The organism is Pectobacterium araliae, from assembly GCF_037076465.1.
GTDB lineage: Bacteria > Pseudomonadota > Gammaproteobacteria > Enterobacterales > Enterobacteriaceae > Pectobacterium > Pectobacterium araliae.
Window position 1 is genome coordinate 692,324 of sequence record NZ_AP028908.1, and the last position, 17,378, is coordinate 709,701.

General features: G+C 48.3%; 12 protein-coding genes, 1 tRNA gene and 1 pseudogene. 10 read left to right on the top strand and 4 right to left on the bottom strand.

What is annotated here, in order from left to right:
* Window positions 1-4: 4 nt before the first annotated feature.
* From AACH44_RS03125 to AACH44_RS03135, 3 genes are all read right to left on the bottom strand, one after another.
* Window positions 5-1,855 carry a type VI secretion system tip protein VgrG gene (locus tag AACH44_RS03125; protein ID WP_338659486.1) on the bottom strand — a complete coding sequence of 617 codons (1,851 nt, stop codon included), beginning with the start codon at window positions 1,853-1,855 and terminating at the stop codon, window positions 5-7.
* Between the two features lie 112 nt (window positions 1,856-1,967).
* On the bottom strand, window positions 1,968-2,486 hold the full coding sequence (locus AACH44_RS03130; RefSeq protein WP_338659294.1) for an Hcp family type VI secretion system effector: 519 nt from the start codon (window positions 2,484-2,486) through the stop codon (window positions 1,968-1,970).
* A gap of 517 nt (window positions 2,487-3,003) precedes the next feature.
* Window positions 3,004-3,378, bottom strand: coding sequence for a hypothetical protein (locus AACH44_RS03135; protein ID WP_261847119.1), 375 nt, complete (start codon window positions 3,376-3,378; stop codon window positions 3,004-3,006).
* Window positions 3,379-3,896: 518 nt separating this feature from the next.
* On the opposite strand from AACH44_RS03135, the gene AACH44_RS03140 reads away from it, so the two are divergent.
* A complete protein-coding gene (locus AACH44_RS03140; RefSeq protein ID WP_261847120.1) occupies window positions 3,897-5,120 on the top strand; it encodes an MFS transporter in 1,224 nt (407 codons plus the stop codon).
* A gap of 69 nt (window positions 5,121-5,189) precedes the next feature.
* On the opposite strand, the gene AACH44_RS03145 is transcribed toward AACH44_RS03140, so the two are convergent.
* Window positions 5,190-6,800, bottom strand: a complete 1,611-nt coding sequence (locus AACH44_RS03145) for a glycoside hydrolase family 43 protein (protein ID WP_338659503.1) — start codon at window positions 6,798-6,800, stop codon at window positions 5,190-5,192.
* A gap of 448 nt (window positions 6,801-7,248) precedes the next feature.
* On the opposite strand from AACH44_RS03145, the pseudogene AACH44_RS03150 reads away from it, so the two are divergent.
* The 9 genes and pseudogenes from AACH44_RS03150 to pnp all read left to right on the top strand — a co-directional run.
* A pseudogene (locus AACH44_RS03150) lies at window positions 7,249-7,712 on the top strand (transposase); the annotation flags it as partial.
* Window positions 7,713-8,122: 410 nt separating this feature from the next.
* Window positions 8,123-8,199, top strand: a tRNA-Met gene (locus tag AACH44_RS03155).
* 217 nt (window positions 8,200-8,416) lie between these two features.
* Window positions 8,417-8,869: a ribosome maturation factor RimP gene (gene rimP, locus AACH44_RS03160; RefSeq protein ID WP_025919808.1), complete on the top strand. Its 453-nt coding sequence runs from the start codon at window positions 8,417-8,419 to the stop codon at window positions 8,867-8,869.
* 21 nt (window positions 8,870-8,890) lie between these two features.
* Window positions 8,891-10,420 (top strand): transcription termination factor NusA, encoded by a 1,530-nt coding sequence (gene nusA / locus AACH44_RS03165; protein ID WP_107170104.1) that lies wholly within the window; start codon window positions 8,891-8,893, stop codon window positions 10,418-10,420.
* A 25-nt stretch (window positions 10,421-10,445) separates the two neighbouring features.
* Window positions 10,446-13,145, top strand: coding sequence for a translation initiation factor IF-2 (gene infB, locus AACH44_RS03170; protein WP_261847122.1), 2,700 nt, complete (start codon window positions 10,446-10,448; stop codon window positions 13,143-13,145).
* A 73-nt stretch (window positions 13,146-13,218) separates the two neighbouring features.
* Complete coding sequence (gene rbfA / locus AACH44_RS03175) at window positions 13,219-13,617, top strand: 30S ribosome-binding factor RbfA (RefSeq protein WP_005971529.1); 399 nt, start codon at window positions 13,219-13,221, stop codon at window positions 13,615-13,617.
* Window positions 13,617-14,561 carry a tRNA pseudouridine(55) synthase TruB gene (gene truB, locus AACH44_RS03180; protein ID WP_261847123.1) on the top strand — a complete coding sequence of 315 codons (945 nt, stop codon included), beginning with the start codon at window positions 13,617-13,619 and terminating at the stop codon, window positions 14,559-14,561. The genes rbfA and truB overlap by 1 nt, the downstream gene beginning before the upstream one ends.
* A 122-nt stretch (window positions 14,562-14,683) precedes the next feature.
* Window positions 14,684-14,953, top strand: a complete 270-nt coding sequence (gene rpsO, locus AACH44_RS03185) for a 30S ribosomal protein S15 (protein WP_010279698.1) — start codon at window positions 14,684-14,686, stop codon at window positions 14,951-14,953.
* 250 nt (window positions 14,954-15,203) lie between these two features.
* Window positions 15,204-17,324, top strand: coding sequence for a polyribonucleotide nucleotidyltransferase (gene pnp, locus AACH44_RS03190; protein WP_261847124.1), 2,121 nt, complete (start codon window positions 15,204-15,206; stop codon window positions 17,322-17,324).
* The last annotated feature ends 54 nt before the right edge of the window (window positions 17,325-17,378 follow it).

Here is a 17,378-nt window from a genome sequence, read left to right on the forward strand (position 1 = left end):
TTGTTCAGTTCAGGTCGATTTGCTGGCCATTGATGACAATGTGAGTGCCCTTGATGTTGATGACCCCGTCTGCACCGATACCAATAAAGCCCTTGTCCGTCGCTATCAGGATGCCCCCCTTCTGCGACTGGATGGCAATGTTGTTTTTCACCTGTAGGCTGTCGTGCGCCTCATCTTGTGCTTCCGTGTCACCAATGACCGTGCTGCGACCGCCGCTGATGGCGATGCCCTGTTGCCCCTGGATTTCGGTGGACTGGTCTTTCACCACCGACACCGCCTGATTACCGCCCACGCTTTCCTCATGGTCAGCCGTGATGGTGGTCTTACGGTTGTTCAGCACTACTGTGTTCATGTCTTTCTGAGCATGGATGAACACTTCTTCCTGCCCGGCCTGGTCTTCAAAGCGCAGTTCGTTGAACCCGGCCCCCTTGTGCGTTGAAGTGCGCAGTGAGGTGCGCGTCTTGTTGGCGGGCAGCGGGTACGGCGACGGATTGGTGGCGTGGAAGGTTCTGCCGGTGACAATCGGCTGGTCCGGGTCACCTTCGAGGAAGCTGACAATCACCTCGTGGCCGATACGCGGGATGGCTATCAGCCCGTACTGACCACCTGCCCAGCCCTGACTGACGCGTACCCAGCAGGAGCTCTGGTCGTCGCTGGCGCCGTAGCGATCCCACGGAAATTGCAGTTTGATGCGGCCGTATTCGTCACAGTAGATTTCTTCCCCCGCCGGGCCGACCACGGTGGCAATCTGCGGGCCATCGACCATCGGTTTGTACGGCAGGTCGGCGCGCCAGGTCGATTTGGCACTGATAACCTCAAAGCTGTTGCTGTAGGTGGTGGGTTCGCCGCCGCTTTCCTCTTCCAGCGCCTGCGGTTGCTGCCCGCTGTGGGTAATGGCAACCAGTTGCCAGCCACTATTCAGCGTCGGGTTAGGATGCTCCGTCAGGGTAAAACTGCTGCCCGGCATCAGCATCGCGGCATTCGATTCGCCAGAGCCGGTCATCGCTCCTGCTCTTAACGCATCCAGCCGGTAGCCGGTAAAGGCCTTGCCGCTTGGGTCCTGTTTGAAGCGGCCGGGGTAGTCGAAGTGCTGATAACTTTCGCGCTGGTGTTCTAGCTCGCTGCCCATCTTGCTGTGCAGCAGACCATAGGTGGGGGTTTTGAAGCTGTAATCCTTGAGCGCGACTTCGGCGGTACTGACGGCCTCGGCATAGCGGAAACGACGTACATAGTCGCCTTCGCTCAGGCCCTGTGTCGCAAGGTTGAAGAACAGTTCCGGGCCTTTGCTGAGTGCGCCTGCATCATCCGCAAAAACGACGCGGTGTTTACTCTCTTCAAACTCATGGAAGAAATACAGCCCTTCCTCTGCCGCCAGTCGGGTGACAAACGCCAAATCGCTTTCCCGATACTGCACGCAGTATTCGCGCGGGGCGTGGTCGTGACGCAGTGCAAAGGCATAATCGGTAATGCCGGACTCTTCCAGCAATGTACCGATAATCGCCTCCGGCTTTTGCGCCTGAAAAATACGGGCGTTGGTACGCAGCCCCAGCCGCCACAGCGCGGGACGTACTTCTGCCTGATAGCGGGTGCGACGAAAGCCGGTGTCGCCCTGGGCAAAGGCGCTGACCATGCCGCTGACCCGGCGCTTCAGTTCGCCTTCGTACCACACCAGCAGCTCACAGGGCTGGTCGAGTACTGCACCAAAGTCGATGCTGGGCAACGGGCTGGCCAGATTCAGCGACAGGGCAAACGGCTGGTTCAGTGCCTCGCTGAGCTGAAAATCCACCACGGCAAAGGTCGAGGCAGGCAGGGCGCCGACCGTTACCGTGAACTGTAATCCTGTACTGTTTGCCACGTTGATTCCCTCGCTTTGAACATCGTGTTGTCTGCACTCAGGTCTGGAGAATCAGACCTCAGGACAGTACACGCAGAAAACCCGGGACAAGCCCGGGTTGAATACAACAGGATTACGCTTCGACCGGCGCACGCCAGTCATCAGAACCGGAAGTGCCGGCAACGGTGTGTTCCCAGTCGATTTTGCGGTAAGCCAGCGACACTTCGATTAACTGGGTGTAGTCCAGTTTGGACGGGTCCTGACAGTGTGGCATCTGGCAGTTGATGTCCACGATGGTGGCGTCGGTCAGCACGGTAGAGAAGAAGTGCTCCTGCTTGCCTTCCACGGAGGTGCGATACCACTTCAGGGTCACAGTGGGCAGCATTTCACCGGTAGACAGCGCGTTATACAGCAGCGGAACGGCTTTGTTCAGCGCCACGGTGAACTTGAACGGTTTATGCACACGCTGGCCGGATGGCTGACCGGACTGCGGGTCGGTTGGTACGGTGACGACGTGTTTGAATTCCTGTACCAGCATTTCATCTTCGTGGCCCTGCACGTAGATGTTGCCGACGGAATCAGAGGTGAACGCCCCTGCGGTGATGTTGCCCTGGGTTTTCCCTTCGATGCTGATATAGCATGGAGTTGGCATAGTAATGCTCCTTGTTGTTGAACGGACTGTGTTGTTAAACGGATTGAATAACTTCACACTCCGTATAGCAATTCCCATGCCAATTTTTATCTAATTGTTTTTACTATGAATTTATTTAACTCAAATTTTTACTAAGCCAAATTTGAGCAAGAAGTTGCGCGGACTTCGCGAATCGTTTGCAAACATTGCGCAAAAAGTGATTTACACCAGAAAGTGAGCAAGAAGTTGCGCAGAATGTGCAGTTATGCTGAAAATTTGAGTTAGGGGCATGAGATGGCCGTCTATTTGAAAGGTATGAGCGATTAATGGAGAGAATATCCTCATAAATTTATCAATATAAAGCAGGGTAATAATCTCTCCAGTCACCAAAGCAGGCGAAGAAAACGTATTTCTCAATCATCGCCCAAAGGGTTGGCTGAGTCTTCAGATGGATGTTAGTCCATACCTGAACCTGTCTGTCGGTTTTATCTGCCAATGATGGCCATTCCCGGAAAGACAGGCCGTCAAGTAACTCGGATCAGCACAGCAGCGTCAGCATTTCCCGAATGCCGGGGTCGTTTTCCCGATCAAATAAACGCTGAAGGCTGTCACTCAATACCTCCAGATGCAGTCGGTCACATTCGCTGATCAGAATCCCGCTCAGCATAGGATACCGGCGAAGATGGCGGGTAGCCTTCGCTGGCAGAATGGCTTTGTTTCCAGCTCCAATGCGTGATACCCCTGATTGCTGCATTAGCCTCGCGGGAATAATCAGATGCGCTTTACGCCGGTCTGGCAGAGACACTGTCGTCAGACTCAACTGATGGAAGGTATGAATCTTTCTCGTGCAGATACCCCGATGGATGGCATGCGTTGTACTGTCATCAAGATGACTCTGGTACTTATCCAGCAATGTAGATAGCGTCGTGTGGTAATCCCCCCCAAAATCGGTAATGGGAAAATTATTCTATATTTATCAATAGATAACTTGTCAAAAAAGTACTGTTGCATCATCGGTGTATCGTCTGCTCTCCCCCACCTATCAGAAGGGGAGTTTATATATATAACTTTTAAAAATAATAAATTTTTGAAAGAAAAGACATTGCGATAGCTTCATATCATTGTTTTTGTTGGTAGTGCCTTCCGAGTGATAATTTTTATACAGACAGTCTAGTCTTTCCCAAAAAACGAACGTCAAAATATTTTTAACTGTGGTTGTCTGTTTTTTGTGATGGCGCATTACAGCCACAAAAATTGGATATTTTGAAGAAATTTACACCCCGATTGTGACCATTTTCTCATAAGCTAAAAAACATAACAGAGATGTGAATTTATAGAATTGTCGCATTTGTTGCTGAATTTATAATTAACTGACCCTATAACTTAACCTAAAAATTAAGTCAGTGAAAACTCCATCAAAGTGAGCGGAAAATGGAAAAGATAGAAAAATTACCTGTGTTAGTAGGACTGGGGCTATGTTTTGGTGTGTTAATGTGGCTAGCACCATACATCGGTATGGTCTCAGTACTACTGCCTGCGAAAGTGGCTGTTCTTGATCCTCAAAATAAAGCTTCAATTATTGCATTAAATGCGTCTATATCAATGGTGATTGCAACACTTTCCAATATTATCATCGGGGCTATGTCTGACTTGACTCGTTCAAGGTTTGGTCGAAGGACGCCATGGATAATTTTAGGGGCAATTGGGTCATTTATATCTATTTTTTGTATTCATTCTTCTACTAGCGTTTCTACACTTATCTTATCATGGGCAATATATCAGGTTTTTCTGAATGCTATTGTTGCTCCACTTATCGCGGTGATTTCGGATGCTGTTACGGATAAATACAGAGGGCGAATTTCTTCTTTTTATGCTGTAGGGATGGGGGCTGGTGGGTATATTGGTCAAATGATAGGAGCTAAATTCCTGATAAATTATGAAGTAGGAATTATAGTCATGGCCTGCATTACACTTGCTTCTGGGTTTGTATCTACATTGCTTATTCGCGAAAAATCTAATGTGCATATTGAAAGAAAAGAATTTTCTAAAGATATGCTAATCAGTAATTTTTCCATCCCTTTAAAAAATTGTCGGGACTACTATTTGGCCCTTTTTGGAAAGATGATGATTATCATTGCTAAATATATTCCTCAGGGGTTTATGCTTTATTTATTTACTGACTTTTTGCTGGTGTCGGATAAATCTGTTATTTCATCCTATATTTTAAAAATGTCGATGATTACGCTTATCTTAAGTATGGCACTTGCCGCAATTTCTGGATATGTGGCAGATAAAATCAAGCGTTTTAAAATACCTGTCGTTATTAGTTGTATTATCGTCGCTATCGGCTTGTTTATTCCTCAATATTTCGCGACACCAGATTCTTTAATTGTATACTCTGTATTCCTTGGCTTGGGAGTTGGAGTGTTTAACTCTGTTGATCAAGCGCTTAACGTAGAAGTTCTTCCGAATAAAGAAACGGCCGCTAAGGATATGGGTATTTTAAATTTATCCAATACTGGTGGGCAAATATTAGGCCCTGTCGCCGCTGCCGCAATAATCAACGCGTTCGGCTATCACTATCTCTTTATGCTGGCGGCTGTGTCAGCATTATTAGGAGGGGCAATAATTTTATTCATTCGCTCTGTGAAATGAATAAAAAACCTGGGTCATATATCAATTATATGACCCAGGGTAAAGTGAAACGATAATATTCTAGGTTATTTAAATTATTTTATAACTTAGATAATCAAAATCCGCATGGCAACCAATACGACTAAGATCACTACAGAATATGCCTATCATGGCTCCGGTAAAAAATCCTCTTCCTCCCACATAGTCATCTGACAATTTCCAGCTATCCAATTTCACATCAACTGATTGCCACGCTATACCATCAAAGGAATAACTATAGTGGTATTGTAGCCCGCTGATCGTTGCCCTAAAGTAGATATAAAGAGTATCGGCAGGTATTCTGATGGGATCATCCCATATATGATATACAGGAGTGTTATGATCAAACTGAACGAGGCGTATGATTTTACCGTGTGTTGAATCATAGCTTACGGAAATTTCGCTAAAGTTTTCTGTATTATAAAAGCAAGTCAGTCCTGCATTTTGCTGAAAATTAGTCGGCTCAAAAGCTAACTTGGTTTCACACTGAAAGTTGTCATGTTGCCACCTTCGTGCAACCAAAGACTGGGTGTGCATGGAAACAAGATAATCTTTTCCGTAAAGTCGGATAAAACTTTGTTGCGCAGTCAGACTGCCAATTTCATCTGAAAAGGGAATGCGTAAAGTCTGGTAATGATGTGACAGTGATTGACACGTAAAGTCATCGAATTGAAGTTCATCGCGTTCCCATTTAGTCTGTGTTAATTTGGGAGCGATAACTTCGACTGAGGGAACTTTCCCGCCTTCAACATAAGGCCATTCGTTTTGCCAGAATATTTTTACTATAGAAGTTTCTCTGCCTAAAGGACAGTATCCCCTGACACCACCAGTCAAAAGTGCAGAGTCTGGGAGGCGCATGGCCCGTGAGGACAGAAAGGCCATATACCATTCATCTTCACCGACCTTGACAAGTGACCCATGTCCGGCTTTTTGAATGGTTGCACGGGGATCACTCCAGGATGAAAGTATCGTTTCATCAGGGTGAAGTTCGTAGGGACCAAAAATATTACCAGATCTTGCTACTGTGACGGCATGCTCGTAACGTGTTCCTCCTTCCGCGGTTATTAAATAATAATTGCCGATATGATAAATATGTGGTGCCTCAGTGTATTTTAGCTCAGTGCCATAAAAAATAGGGATGATTTTTTCAGACATGCGCATTTCATCAATAAGCAATTCTTGAATCACAATAGTATTGAATGGATCTGCATTATTACGCTGTCCTCCAATTCGATAAGAAACGTATTTTTTACCATTTTCATCATGATAAAGGGAAGGATCAAAGCCGCCTACCGCTAGCTTGACTGGTTCACTCCAGGGACCCTCGATATTGTCTGCTGTGATAAGGTAAGTATCATAAATCTTCACCGGTGAAAATACAGATAGTGTATTTGTGTAGACAATCCAAAACTTATTATCATGCCACGTCATATCCGGAGCCCATACTCCCCCCGAGTTAGGGATGCCTTTCATATCAAGCTGAGACTTTCTGGTGGCAGCATGACCTACACATTGCCAGTTGACCAAATCTTTAGAATGGAAAAGTCTGATGCCTGGAAACCACTCAAAAGTCGAGGTGGCGATATAATAGTTATCGTCTTTTCTGCAAATACAGGGATCCGGATGAAAGCCTGGCAATATAGGGTTTAAAATGTTGGGCATATCTTCTCCTTGTTAGTAACACAGTATCTCTATAGTATCAAGCTAATAACCTTACTACCCGTAGAGTAATCCACAATTATGTTTTTTAATATATGATTAATGAAATTTGTTTTTTGAGAGGTAGTGTCTAATTACATATAACAAAAAGAACAAGGGCGAGATGTATGTTTAATATTTTTTTGAAAGAATAGTGTAAATAAATTATATATTCGACGTGCTTCAATTTGAATGCTCTTTGATTGTAGCTTAGCTACCAGAATCGCTTATCGGCCAACTACCAGTCGGTAAGATTCAGGTGGTTTCGTGTACCGACCTAATGAGTTGTAGTGGCACAGTAAATTTAGCCACCTGAATATGGGTGATATTTTTACCTCAACATAAAGCAGGTGACTTCATGAATAAGAAAACTAAGCGTACCTTCTCCCCCGAGTTCAGGCTGGATGTCATCGCGCTTGATGGCAGTAACATTCGAACTCTGAAAGCCGCTGCTGGGGCGGAAAAAACATCCCGATGAATTCGAGGACCATGGGCTGGGTGGCTCTCGCGGCGGCTTTGGCACCAAAATCCATCTGGCGACAGATGGCACAGGATTACCGCTGAGTTTTTGCCTGAAGCCACGCACAAAAGCCGTACTGGCGGATAAAGGGTATTCAGGGAGGGGGCGTTATTATTTGAAAGTAAAAGGAATTAATGCAGTTATTCCTTTTGGATTGAATGAAAAATCCCGTAAGGATGGACGCTGAAAACTGAATTTTCGGTTGTACAAAAAACGCAATGTCGTGGAGCGTTGTTTTGCGAGACTAAAAGAAAATCGCCGTATTGCTACACGCACAGAAAAAACGGCAAGAAACTACATTAGCATGCTAAAACTGGGGGGCAATCAGGTTATTTTTGAAGCAGTTGTTAAGTTAAGGGACACACCCCAATGATCATTATGCAGTGTCAATTTCTATATTGAGGGGATTTATTACGTAGCATCTTGTCTTGAAGGAGTCAGTCAGAGTTTTTTGCTAAAAAATTTGAAGCAGAGAGATAAATTTCATTTGGTTATTCTTTTATTTAAGTATAAGGAGGGATTTTTATAACGCCACTTCTTCCACTCCTCCTTGGTCTCTGAGTCTTTCCACGGCAGTTGACTCGCTTTACGACTAACGTGACAGAACGAGAGCGCTTTAGCATTCCTGGTGCTGCGATTATGCCTCCAGTCGGTGGTTGTTATTGACAAATGAGCCTATTCTGCGTATAAGAATCGCCTTTGAACCAATCCTATGGATGACTTGCATTTATGCGGTTGTCAGCGTAGTATTTGCCACGTTTTCGGACGCGGGGTGGAGCAGCTTGGTAGCTCGTCGGGCTCATAACCCGAAGGTCGTCGGTTCAAATCCGGCCCCCGCAACCACTTACTTCCAGTAAAGTGTTTTTTCAAATACGTTCTTCACTCAATTTCTATCTCTTTTTGCAGTGATTTTTGAAAAAATCCTTCACCGAAAGTTATGCCGTGCTGATTCGCGGTATTAGGGTCCAGTTGCATAAAGCCCCGATTTTTCGGGGTTTTTTGTTATTTGGCAACAAACAACTGGGCTATTAGGCCCTTTTTTTATGTCTTGGGGGTGGACTTGTCCACATTAGAGCAAAAATTAACAGAGATGATTTCAGCGCCCGTGGCCGCATTAGGCTACGAATTAGTTGGGATTGAGTTCATCCGTAGTCGCCAATCGACGCTGCGTATCTATATTGATAGTGAAGATGGGATCACTGTTGATGATTGTGCTGATGTCAGCCACCAGGTTAGCGCGGTATTGGATGTAGAAGACCCAATCACTGTTGCTTATAACCTGGAAGTTTCGTCTCCAGGGCTCGAACGTCCCTTATTCACAGCAGAACACTATCTGCATTTCATCGGTGAAGAGGTGACAGTGGTGCTGCGTATGGCAGTCCAGAATCGCCGTAAATGGTTGGGTGTGATCAACGCTGTTGACGGCGAAATGATCACCATAACAGTGGAAGGCAAAGATGAAGTATTCGCGCTGAGCAACATTCAGAAAGCGAATCTTGTACCCCACTTTTAAAGTTTGGATGAGGCAACTAGGATGAACAAAGAGATTCTGGCTGTTGTTGAAGCAGTTTCCAATGAGAAAGCCCTTCCGCGCGAGAAGATTTTTGAAGCGTTGGAAACCGCACTGGCGACAGCGACCAAGAAAAAATACGAACAGGAAATTGATGTTCGCGTCAGTATCGATCGCAAAACGGGCGATTTTGATACCTTCCGTCGTTGGTTAGTGGTGAATGAAGTCACTCAGCCAACTCGCGAAATTACGCTTGATGCCGCGCAGTTTGAAGATCCTTCTCTCGATGTTGGTGGCTACGTTGAAGATCAAATCGAATCCGTAACCTTTGACCGCATTACGACGCAAACGGCAAAACAAGTTATCGTACAGAAAGTTCGTGAAGCTGAACGTGCGATGGTTGTTGATCAGTTCCGTGAACAAGAAGGCGAGATTATCACCGGTGTCGTGAAGAAGGTGAACCGTGATAACATTTCGCTTGAAGTCAGACCAATGGATGGCTCTAACACCAGTGCGGAAGCCGTCATTGGCCGTGAAGACATGCTACCTCGCGAAAATTTCCGTCCTGGCGACCGTATTCGTGGCGTACTGTACTCTGTTCGTCCAGAAGCTCGCGGTGCTCAATTGTTTGTCAGCCGTTCCCGTCCGGAAATGCTGGTTGAACTCTTCCGCATTGAAGTGCCAGAAATCGGTGAAGAAGTTATCGAGATTAAGGCTGCGGCTCGCGATCCGGGTTCACGTGCGAAGATTGCCGTGAAGACGAATGACAAGCGCATCGATCCCGTTGGTGCTTGTGTTGGTATGCGTGGTGCACGTGTGCAGGCTGTTTCCAGTGAACTGGGCGGCGAGCGGATTGATATCATTCTGTGGGATGACAATCCTGCACAGTTTGTGATCAATGCCATGGCACCTGCTGATGTGGTATCGATCGTCGTTGATGAAGATACCTGCACGATGGATATTGCCGTTGAATCGAGTAATTTGGCTCAGGCGATTGGTCGCAACGGGCAGAATGTCCGTCTGGCTTCCCAACTGTTGAAACAGCATCGTTCAGACGATCGTTGGGAACTGAACGTGATGACAGTGGAAGATCTTCAAGCCAAGCATCAGGCTGAAGCACATGCTGCAATCGACGTTTTTACCAAGCATCTTGATATTGATGAAGAGTTTGCCACTGTGCTGGTTGAAGAGGGTTTCTCTTCACTTGAAGAACTGGCCTACGTGCCAATCAAGGAGCTGTTGGCTATTGAAGGCCTTGATGAAGAAACCGTTGAAGCATTGCGCGAGCGTGCTAAAGCTGCATTAACAACGCTGGCACTGGCGCATGAAGAAAGCCTTGGTGATGGTCAACCTGCTGAAGACTTGCTTAGCTTGCCTGGGCTGTCGCGTGAGTTGGCGTTCAAACTTGCTGCGATCGGTGTTTGTACGCTGGAAGATCTTGCTGAACAGGGTGTCGACGACCTGACAGATATTGAAGAGCTCAATGATGAGCAAGCGGGCGAATTGATTATGGCCGCGCGTAATATCTGTTGGTTTGGCGACGACAACGAATAACGAACTGTAGCAGGAAAGGAACAGCATGACAGATGTAACCGTAAAATCGCTGGCCGCAGAGATTCAAACTCCGGTGGACCGCCTGGTACAGCAGTTTGCTGATGCGGGAATGACCAAGTCTGAATCGGACTCTGTGACCCAGCATGAAAAAGAAACGTTATTAGCGCATCTGAACCGCGACCGCGGTAATGCGCCGAGCAAATTAACGCTGCAACGTAAAACGCGTAGCACGTTAAATGTCCCTAGCACCGGCGGTAAAAGCAAGTCGGTGCAGATCGAAGTCCGCAAGACACGCACTTATGTAAAACGCGATCCGATTGATGCCCAACGGGCTGAAGAGGAAGAGCAGGCACGGCGTGAAGCGGAAGAACAGGCACAACGTGCCGCTGAAGAGCAGGCTAAACGCGAGGCCGATCTGCGCGAAGCTGCTGAGAAAGCGAAGCGTGCTGCCGACGAGCAAGCCAAACGTGAAGCCGCTGAAAAAGCTAAGCGTGATGTAGCGGAAAAAGAAAAAGTGACGAACCAACAAAACGAAAATATGACCAAGCCGGCTCAATCTGAGAAAGCGAAACGTGAAGCGGAAGCTGCCGAACTTAAGCGTAAAGCAGAAGAAACTGCGCGTCTTAAAGTTGAAGAGGAAGCGCGTCGCATTGCTGAAGAAGCTCGCCGCATGGCTGAAGAAAATGCCGGACGTTGGGAAGCGGAAAGCGCTAAACCTGAAGAATCTGCTGATTATCATGTGACAACGTCTCATCATGCGCGTGAAGCGGAAGATGAAAACGACCGTCAGGTTGAAGGTGAGCGCCGTACCCGTACTCGCGCTGCCAAAGTGACCAAGCAGAAGAAAGGTAATCGTCAGTCTGAGTCCAAGGCTGACCGTGAAGAAGCGCGTGCTGTTACCCGTGGCGGTAAAGGTAAGCGTAAGCCAAGTACACTGCAGCAGAGCTTCAATAAGCCTGCTCAGGCGGTTAACCGTGATGTGGTAATCGGTGAAACGGTTACTGTTGCTGAACTGGCTAACAAGATGGCAGTTAAAGGTTCTCAGGTCATCAAAACGATGATGAAACTGGGCGCAATGGCAACCATCAACCAGGTCATCGACCAGGAAACCGCGCAACTGGTTGCGGAAGAGATGGGTCATAAAGTCATCCTGCGTCGTGAGAACGAGCTAGAAGAAGCGGTAATGAGCGACCGTGATATGGGTGTTGCGGCAGAATCCCGCGCGCCGGTCGTGACCATCATGGGTCATGTTGACCACGGTAAAACCTCTCTGCTTGACTATATCCGTTCAACCAAGGTAGCCGCAGGCGAAGCGGGTGGCATTACTCAGCACATCGGTGCTTACCACGTTGAAACCGACAACGGTATGATTACGTTCCTGGATACACCGGGACACGCCGCGTTTACCGCAATGCGTGCTCGTGGTGCTCAGGCTACGGATATCGTGGTACTGGTTGTGGCGGCAGATGATGGCGTGATGCCTCAGACAATCGAAGCTATCCAGCACGCGAAAGCCGCTAAGGTTCCGGTCGTTGTCGCCGTAAACAAAATTGATAAACCTGATGCCGACCCAGATCGTGTGAAAACTGAGCTGTCTCAGTACGGGATTATGCCAGAAGAGTGGGGCGGTGAATCTCAGTTCGTCCACGTATCAGCTAAAGCGGGTACGGGTATCGACGAACTGCTGGATGCGATTCTGTTGCAAGCCGAAGTTCTGGAACTTAAAGCGGTCCGTAGCGGCATGGCAAACGGTGTAGTGATCGAATCCTTCTTGGATAAAGGTCGTGGCCCGGTTGCAACCGTACTGGTTCGTGAAGGTACGTTGAATAAAGGCGACATCGTTCTGTGCGGCTTTGAATATGGCCGAGTTCGTGCGATGCGTGATGAGTTAGGCCGTGAAATTGCGTCAGCGGGTCCTTCTATTCCTGTAGAAATTCTCGGTATGTCCGGTGTGCCTGCCGCAGGTGACGAAGCTACGGTTGTTCGTGACGAAAAGAAAGCGCGTGAAGTTGCCTTGTATCGTCAGGGTAAATTCCGCGAAGTCAAACTGGCTCGTCAGCAGAAATCTAAACTGGAAAACATGTTTGCGAACATGACTGAAGGTGAAGTTTCTGAACTGAACATCGTTCTGAAATCTGACGTACAGGGTTCTTGTGAAGCGATTTCCGATTCACTGCAAAAACTGTCTACTGACGAAGTGAAAGTGAAGATTGTCGGTTCCGGTGTGGGCGGTATCACAGAAACGGACGCCACGCTGGCAGCGGCATCGAATGCGATTATCCTTGGCTTTAACGTGCGTGCAGATGCATCAGCTCGCCGCGTAGTTGAAGCAGAAAGTCTGGATCTGCGTTATTACTCCGTCATCTATGATTTGATTGACGAAGTGAAACAAGCGATGAGCGGTATGCTGGCGCCGGAATACAAGCAAGAGATCATCGGTCTGGCCGAAGTGCGTGACGTCTTTAAATCACCGAAATTTGGCGCTATCGCTGGCTGTATGGTGACGGAAGGTATCGTTAAGCGTCACAACAAAATCCGTGTACTGCGTGACAACGTGGTTATCTATGAAGGCGAACTGGAATCTCTGCGCCGCTTCAAAGATGACGTTAACGAAGTCCGTAACGGCATGGAATGTGGTATCGGCGTGAAGAACTACAACGACGTTCGCCCAGGCGATATGATCGAAGTCTTTGAAACGATTGAGATCAAACGTACGATCGCCTAATTCGTTTCAGCGACGACGTAAGTAATTTGTAAGGGGGGCCTAGTGCCCCCCGATTTTTACTGGAGGATTTATCATGGCAAAAGAATTCAGCCGCACCCAGCGCGTTGCGCAGGAAATGCAAAAAGAAATCGCCATTATCATTCAACGTGAAGTGAAAGATCCGCGTATCGGTATGGCGACCGTCTCCGGTGTAGAAGTGTCTCGCGATCTGGCGTATGCCAAGGTTTTTGTGACCTTCCTGAATGATAATGAGCCAGAGCAAGTTAAAATAGCGGTGAAAGCACTGCAAGATGCGTCTGGCTTCATCCGTATGATGATTGGCAAGGCAATGCGCCTGCGTGTTGTTCCTGAATTGACCTTCTCCTATGACAACTCATTGGTTGAAGGGATGAGAATGTCTAATCTGGTGACCAATGTGGTCCGAAATGATACGGAACGTCGTTCTGTTACGGGCGAAGACCAGGAGGATTAATGAGCCGTCCTCGTCGCCGTGGCCGTGATGTACACGGCGTATTGTTATTAGATAAACCGCAGGGCGTGTCGTCTAATGATGTGCTGCAGAAAGTAAAACGGATTTTCAACGCTAACCGAGCGGGCCATACGGGGGCGTTGGACCCATTAGCAACCGGTATGCTGCCGATTTGTCTTGGGGAAGCGACGAAATTTTCCCAGTATCTGCTGGATTCTGATAAACGCTACCGTGTTATTGCTCGCCTTGGGCAACGGACCGACACCTCTGATGCCGACGGCAACGTGATTGAAGAACGTGCGATTGGTTTTTCTGCTACCGATCTGGAGCAGGCGCTGGAGGGCTTTCGTGGCACCACGCAGCAAGTTCCATCCATGTACTCGGCGCTGAAGTATCAGGGACGTAAGCTATATGAGTATGCGCGTCAGGGGCTGACGGTTCCGCGTGAAGCGCGTGAAATCACCGTTTACGAACTTCAGTTTATTCGCTGGGAAGGTGATGAACTGGAGCTGGAGATTCATTGCTCGAAAGGCACGTACATCCGTACCATTATTGACGATCTGGGTGAAAAGCTAGGCTGTGGCGCACATGTGATTTACCTGCGTCGTTTACAGGTTGCCACGTACCCTACCGAAAGAATGGTGACGCTGGAGCAGCTAGCGGCTTTGGCCGAGCAGGCTCAGACGCAAGAACACGCACTTTCTCTGACTCTCGATCCGCTACTTATGCCGATGGAAAGCCCGGTCATTGATTTCCCTGAAGTGAATTTGCCGTCCGTTGTTGCAGGTTATTTGAAGCTGGGACAAGCGGTTCAGGCAGCGAATGCACCGTTGAACGGTATGGTGAGAATCACCGAGGGCGACACGCACAAATTTATCGGAATGGGTGAAATTGACGACGATGGTCGCGTTGCGCCACGGCGTTTGGTTGTTGAGTTTCCAGTGTAAACCCGCCCGTTGCTGCCTTGCTATCACAGAACGCTGAGGGTAGAATAGCGCGGCTTGACTATTGGGTGGCTGAATTAGAGATCGGCGCCTGTTTTTTTATCTATAATGTTTGGAGTATTACAATGTCTCTAAGTGTTGAAGCTAAAGCTAAAATCGTAGCAGACTTCGGTCGTGGCACTAACGATAGTGGTTCTACTGAAGTTCAGGTTGCTTTGCTGACTGCGCAGATCAACCATCTGCAAGGCCACTTTTCTGAGCACAAAAAAGATCACCACAGCCGTCGTGGTCTGCTGCGTATGGTTTCTCAGCGTCGTAAGCTGCTGGACTACCTGAAGCGTAAAGATGTAGCACGTTACACCAGTCTGATCGAGCGTCTGGGTCTGCGTCGCTAAGTCTTCTGAGTTTCAGTGGGAAGGGGCCTCTTTTGGCCCCTTTCTTCTAGGAAGCATTAGCAAAACAGAGTAGTGTATTGTTGTTAAATATGATCTTTCATTACAGAGGTTCGCGCGGCTAATGAGAGGCTTTATCTGCATAAGCAAGATAAGGGTTGTCATTAGTCGTGAGGATGTAGTGTAAAGGTCGGGAGTTCATTGGTGCGTTTATCTAGAATACGTGTAACGCGCCCCAGCTAAGGATATTATTTTGCTGAATCCGATCGTTCGTAAGTTTCAATATGGTCAGCATACCGTCACGTTAGAGACCGGTATGATGGCACGCCAGGCTACCGCCGCAGTAATGGTAAGCATGGATGACACCGCGGTATTTGTTACCGTTGTCGGCGCTAAAAACGCTAAACCCGGCCAAAGTTTCTTCCCGTTGACGGTTAACTACCAAGAGCGTACCTACGCTGCTGGACGTTTCCCTGGTGGTTTCTTCCGCCGTGAAGGTCGCCCAAGTGAAGGCGAAACGCTAATTTCTCGTCTGATTGACCGTCCGATTCGCCCTCTGTTCCCAGAAGGCTTCCTGAATGAAGTTCAGGTGATTGCGACTGTCGTTTCCGTTAACCCACAGGTTAACCCTGACATCGTTGCCATGATTGGTGCCTCTGCGGCACTGAGCCTGTCCGGTATCCCGTTCAGCGGCCCTATCGGTGCGGCGCGCGTCGGCTACCTGAACGACCAGTATGTCCTGAATCCAACCACAGATGAGCTGAAAGAAAGCCGTTTAGATCTGGTTGTTGCAGGTACGCAAGGCGCGGTTCTGATGGTGGAATCTGAAGCTGAAGTACTCAGTGAAGATCAGATGCTGGGTGCGGTAGTGTTTGGTCATGACCAACAGCAGATCGTGATCGAAAACATTAATTCTCTGGTTGCTGAAGCTGGCAAACCGAAGTGGGAATGGCATGCGCCAGAAGTTAATGTTTCTTTAGAGCAGCGCGTACAGGCTCTGTCTGAAGCACGTTTAGGTGACGCTTACCGCATTACCGAAAAACAAGAGCGCTATGCACAAGTTAATGTCATCAAAGCTGATGTTGTTGCTGCGCTGCAAGCGGAAGATGAAACGCTGAATGCGGGTGAGATCCAGGAAATCCTGGGCAACATTGAAAAAAATGTTGTGCGTAGCCGCGTACTGGCTGGCGAACCGCGTATCGATGGCCGTGAAAAAGACATGATTCGTGGTCTGGATGTACGTACTGGCGTACTGCCGCGTACCCACGGTTCCGCGCTGTTCACCCGTGGTGAAACGCAGGCTCTAGTCACTGCAACATTGGGTACTGAGCGTGACGCGCAGACTATCGATGAACTGACTGGTGAACGTACCGATCGCTTCCTGCTGCACTATAACTTCCCTCCGTACTCTGTCGGTGAAACCGGTATGGTTGGCTCGCCTAAGCGTCGTGAAATTGGTCACGGACGTTTGGCCAAGCGCGGCGTACTGGCAGTTATGCCGAAGGCGAACGAGTTCCCGTACACCGTACGTGTGGTATCTGAAATCACAGAATCTAACGGTTCTTCTTCCATGGCGTCTGTCTGCGGTGCTTCTCTGGCATTGATGGATGCTGGTGTACCGATCAAATCAGCTGTTGCGGGTATCGCGATGGGTCTGGTGAAGGAAGGCGACAACTTTGTTGTTCTGTCCGACATCCTAGGTGACGAAGACCACCTGGGTGATATGGACTTCAAAGTTGCTGGTAGCCGTGAAGGTATCACCGCGCTGCAAATGGATATCAAGATCGAAGGGATTACCCGTGAGATCATGCAGGTTGCTTTGAATCAAGCCAAAGGTGCGCGTTTGCACATTCTGGGTGTGATGGAGCAGGCAATCAGCACGCCGCGTGGCGATATCTCCGAATTCGCACCGCGTATTCATACCATCAAAATCAGCACCGATAAGATCAAAGATGTGATCGGTAAAGGTGGTTCAGTGATCCGTGCTCTGACCGAAGAAACAGGCACGACGATCGAAATCGAAGACGATGGTACAGTGAAGATCGCTTCAACTGACGGCGAAAAAGCAAAACATGCGATTCGTCGTATTGAAGAAATCACTGCCGAGATCGAAGTTGGCCGCGTGTATCAGGGTAAAGTTACCCGTATCGTTGATTTTGGTGCTTTCGTCGCTATTGGCGGCGGTAAAGAAGGCCTGGTGCATATTTCTCAGATCGCCGACAAGCGTGTAGAGAAAGTGACTGACTACCTGCAAATGGGGCAGGAAGTGCCAGTCAAGGTTCTGGAAGTTGATCGTCAGGGCCGCGTGCGCTTGAGCATCAAAGAAGCCAATGCGCCAACTCAGGAAGCGGCAGCCCCGTCTTCTGAGGAATAACGACTGTTAGAAAACAGTCCTATGGCACCTTGCCTGATTATGGCAAGGTGTTGC